Genomic DNA, 4,021 nt, shown 5'->3' with positions numbered 1-4,021 from the left:
CTCTGTACACGACAAAAATAGATAACTCATTGAAATAATGTCACAATAATTGTTTTCTAACGACGAATACTATGACACATCTCAATGAGTTATATCTTATCTTAAACAAATCTCTAAAATGGAACAAGTCACATTTAAAGTGCTTTGCGCTCATCATGCTTGTGATTATTTTAAAGCAAACATGTAATCTTTCTTCTGCATCTAAAGCCTTGCCCATCAAGTGTTTACCACAATCATTTTATCGACGTATGCAGCGCTTCTTTGCAGGTCAGTATTTTGATTATCGTCAAATTTCTCAGTGTCATCACCAGAACGATGGTGATGACTACGGCGATCTGACCCCAAAGGATTCGGCCTCCGCGCAATGCAGGCTCCAGTCGGCAAAAGAGACGGAGCCGATCAGAGAGTAGGCAAAATCGGGACGGGCAACAGGAAAGAGGATGCCGGAGGGCTGCCGGATACTATCGGCGGCAAATAGGATGGATCGCCTGTGCCGTTATCGTGCCGGTCGAGTGCCATCCAGGAAACGATTGGGCGAATCGCCGTCACGCTTCATTTTGCCTGCGAGGTTGAGTAGATTTTTCAGTGCGGAGTTGCGATTGAACGGCGACCAGACGGCTGTAAAGGCAACCGGCTCCGGTTCATCGAGGAAGGGCAGGAAGACGATGCCGGTCGTCGGCAACAATGACGTTGCCTCGCCGACGATAGTGATGCCGAAGCCTTGTCCGACCATAGATAGCAGCGTGTCGCGCCCCACATCAAAGCGCCGGATCGACGGTGCGGGCCAACGCCCGGCAAGGCGCAGCACGATATGGTCATGGACCTGCGGGCCGGTGCCACCATAGCGAACAATGAAAGTCTCGCCGACCAGATCGGACCAAGTGATTGCGGACTGCCCGGCGAGGCGATGCCCATCCGATAGCACGGCCACCAGCGGTTCGGTCCAGATCGGTCGGGTATGGCAGTCGGGCATCTCGGGCTTGCCCGCGACGAACACCACGTCGAGCTGGTCAGCACGAAGCTGCATCACCGCATCGCGGGCTGTGCCTTCGGTGATCTCAACCTCAATGCCCGTATGTTCTTCCCGATAATGACGGATCAGCTCCGTGAGAAAGCTGCGTGGGATTAAGGCATGGATGCCGATGCGAAGCCGGCCGTATTCTCCTTGAGCTGTCATGCCTGCGGTCTTCACTGCGTGATCGAGTTGATCGACACCCGCCGTGACACGCTCCATGAAGTGCCTGCCTGCGTCTGTTAGCCGAACGCCCCGCGCATGGCGCTCAAATAGCAGGACACCAAGGTTATCCTCCAGCGCTTTCACACGCGCGCTGACGCTCGACTGGCTGATACCAAGTGCCTTGGCCGCATGCCGAAAATTCAGATGCTCGGCGACGGCGATGAACTGAACAAGGGAAATGAGCGGTATCCTGCCAGACAGGATACCGACATTCACGAGGTTTCGATGGTTAGTGCGCCGCATCGGAGCGGGCCTGCTACCAGTCGTCGGTTAGACGACTGGCGACTTCTCGGTGGCAGCCCCACGGAGCCGAAGGAGCACCAGCCCCAACGAAACCAGTACCGCCATCGCCGTGGCGTAACAGATCACGGGCCACGCTGTGTCACCGTTTAAAAGTGCCACCGCCAATGTCCCGACAATGCTGACTATCAGGCTTTGAACGCAGAAGTAGAACGCGACCGCTGATCCCGCGATGTCGTCGAACTCTGCCAAAGCGCCGTTCGCGGTAACGGACACCGTGAAGACAATACCGACCGCGACAACCCACATCGGTAGGATGAAGGTGAGGAATGACGGCGAGCCGTAAAGTTCGCCGATCCCCAACAGGACCGCTCCGCAAACAAGCAACGCCATCCCACGCGCCACGCATCCTGCGATGCCCCATCTGGCGACAAAGGACTTCGCGAAACGGGTTGTCACGATCATTACAAGCGCGACAGTGGCGAAGGCAAAGCTGAATCCGATCTCGGAATATTCCGCTTGGCCTATGAGCACACGGGGAGCCGTCGAGAAGAAGACGAAGTAGGTGCCCATACCGGCGCTAAAGCCGACAGTGTAAACCCAAAAAGCCGGACTCGCGAAGATCGGCAAGACAGATCGGCGCGTCTTGACTTGATCCAGAGGGCGGGTTTCGTGCCACCTGAAACCCGCATTTAGGAGTGCGAGCATCGCCAGTATAGCCAAAGTAATGAATATCGCCTGCCATCCCAAGAACTCGCCGATCAATACTCCGGCGATAGGGCCGAGCGCAGGCACGAACGCCAGCATCGAACTGAAAAGGCCGTAGATGACGACACCCTCAGGACGGTTGGCATAAACGTCGCGAACCGTCGCGAACGTCGCCACCAGCATGGCCGACGCGCCCACTGCTTGAAGTAGACGGAAAGCGACAAAGGCCGGTGCAGTTGAAGACCAAGCTGCTCCCAGAGACGCAATGACGAAAGCCGTTGCGCCCGCAAGTAGAATTGGCCGTCGCCCGATTCTGTCTGAGAGCGGACCAAAAATCACCTGGCCCACGCCGAGCATCACCATATAGAGGCTCAACGTGAGTTGGATCATAGCGGGCGTCGTGTTCAGGATGCCGGGCATCGCTGGAACGACAGGGAGATAAATATCCATCGCCAGTGAAGCGAGGATGTCGAAAGGAGCCATCAGCAGCAGTGCTGCCGGCAGCGTATAGGCCCACGCGGGGCGTGTGGTGGTCATGACGAATCAACCCTCGATTAAGGAATACCGGGCGACGTCTGCTCGTCAGCAATCAGATGAGACTAGCCTTACAGAGCGCCGCAACAACAATACTGGTTGTTGCGGCTTACTTGTCTGCTGACTTGGAATTTCCCATCTGATTACTCCACGCTTACGAATATGAATTGCTACATTTTATCCGATTATCTTTTGCTTTGCAATGCGGCATGGGCGCACTCAGCGTTCCAGCCCCCTCTGCCGCCCTAAATGCTTGCTCCAATGCATCGAGCACCATATCTGTATTCATCCGTGTCGATACTTTCCATCCAACAATTGCTCGTGAGAACACATCAATAATAAATGCAGTATAAACCCAGCCTGAATTTGTTTGAATATACGTAAAGTCACTCACCCACAGTTGGTCAGGATGATCAGCAGTAAAATTACGTTTTACCAAGTCATCCGCTCGTTTTTGATCATCTCGGCTACGGGTGGTTTGTTTGTTCTTACCACGCCAAACACCTTTTATACCTAGCTTTTGCATTAATCGAGCAACAGTACAGCGCGCAATAATATAGCCTTCACGTTTCAGTTTTTGCCAGACTTTACGTACACCATACCGACCTGAACTTTCCTTCCAAATTCGTTTAATCTCCTCAGCATGATGCAAGTCATGTAAATCTCGCTTTGCTCGATGTTCTGGATTTTCACAGAGATCTAGAGTCCGGTAATAGGTTGAAGGTGCGATCGGTAAAATTCTACAAATCGCCTCGACTCCGTACAGCTCTTTATTATTATGGATAAAATCCACCATTATTTGTGTGGGCGGTCGAGCTCCGCCTGGGCGAAAAAAGCGGCTGCTTTACGTAGAATTTCATTGGCGCGTTGCAGTTCTTTATTTTCGCGTTCGAGTTGTTTGATACGTTCTTGGTCTGAAAGCTGCTGTACTTTAACTGGATTTTGTTTATCTAAATATTTTTGATACCAAACACGTAGTGTTTCAGGAGTACAACCCTTGCGCAGTATACTGCTCAGGGAGCAATAGCGGTGATCGCAGCCCAATTCGATGGATAATCTTTCTCGGATTCAATCAATAATTGAACCGCTCTTTCTCTGATTTCAGGGGTATATTTTACTTTTTTCATCGGGACATTCTCTCAGAAAGCTTGGTCTCCGACAAACCCGGTACGGTTCAAAAATCTTCCATTGATTTATTTATATCTGTTAAACCAGTCGCATTATGAAATGTAATATAAGTAGAAATTTCAGTATAAATGGTCATGATCTTTTCTAAATTTGAATATCTAAGCGTCTTCATTA

The 4,021-nt window shown here is 51.6% G+C and carries 2 protein-coding genes, 3 pseudogenes and 1 other annotated feature; of the genes and pseudogenes, 1 reads left to right on the top strand and 4 read right to left on the bottom strand.

The window, feature by feature from the left end; translation table 11 throughout:
- Window positions 1-71 precede the first annotated feature (71 nt).
- Window positions 72-299 (top strand): annotated as a pseudogene (locus tag FTU66_RS13405) (IS4 family transposase); the annotation flags it as partial.
- A gap of 197 nt (window positions 300-496) precedes the next feature.
- Here FTU66_RS13405 and FTU66_RS13400 read toward each other — a convergent pair.
- The 4 genes and pseudogenes from FTU66_RS13400 to FTU66_RS13390 all read right to left on the bottom strand — a co-directional run bounded on the left by FTU66_RS13400 (window position 497) and on the right by FTU66_RS13390 (window position 3,846).
- Window positions 497-1,177, bottom strand: a complete 681-nt coding sequence (locus FTU66_RS13400) for a LysR family substrate-binding domain-containing protein (RefSeq protein ID WP_109354582.1) — start codon at window positions 1,175-1,177, stop codon at window positions 497-499.
- Window positions 1,178-1,180: 3 nt separating this feature from the next.
- Window positions 1,181-1,480: pseudogene (locus FTU66_RS13750) on the bottom strand (LysR family transcriptional regulator); the annotation flags it as partial.
- Between the two features lie 27 nt (window positions 1,481-1,507).
- Entirely contained in the window at window positions 1,508-2,722 is a 1,215-nt protein-coding gene (floR, locus tag FTU66_RS13395) for a chloramphenicol/florfenicol efflux MFS transporter FloR (protein WP_000214122.1), read from the bottom strand.
- 151 nt (window positions 2,723-2,873) lie between these two features.
- Window positions 2,874-3,846, bottom strand: a pseudogene (locus tag FTU66_RS13390) (IS3 family transposase).
- Window positions 3,441-3,557, bottom strand: a sequence feature (AL1L pseudoknot). It overlaps the preceding pseudogene by 117 nt.
- Window positions 3,847-4,021 lie beyond the last annotated feature (175 nt).

The organism is Acinetobacter sp. YH12131, assembly GCF_013418635.1.
GTDB classification, from domain to species: domain Bacteria; phylum Pseudomonadota; class Gammaproteobacteria; order Pseudomonadales; family Moraxellaceae; genus Acinetobacter; species Acinetobacter towneri.
Note: the sequence above shows the minus strand (reverse complement) of the source record. Positions and strands in the feature narration are given on the sequence as shown.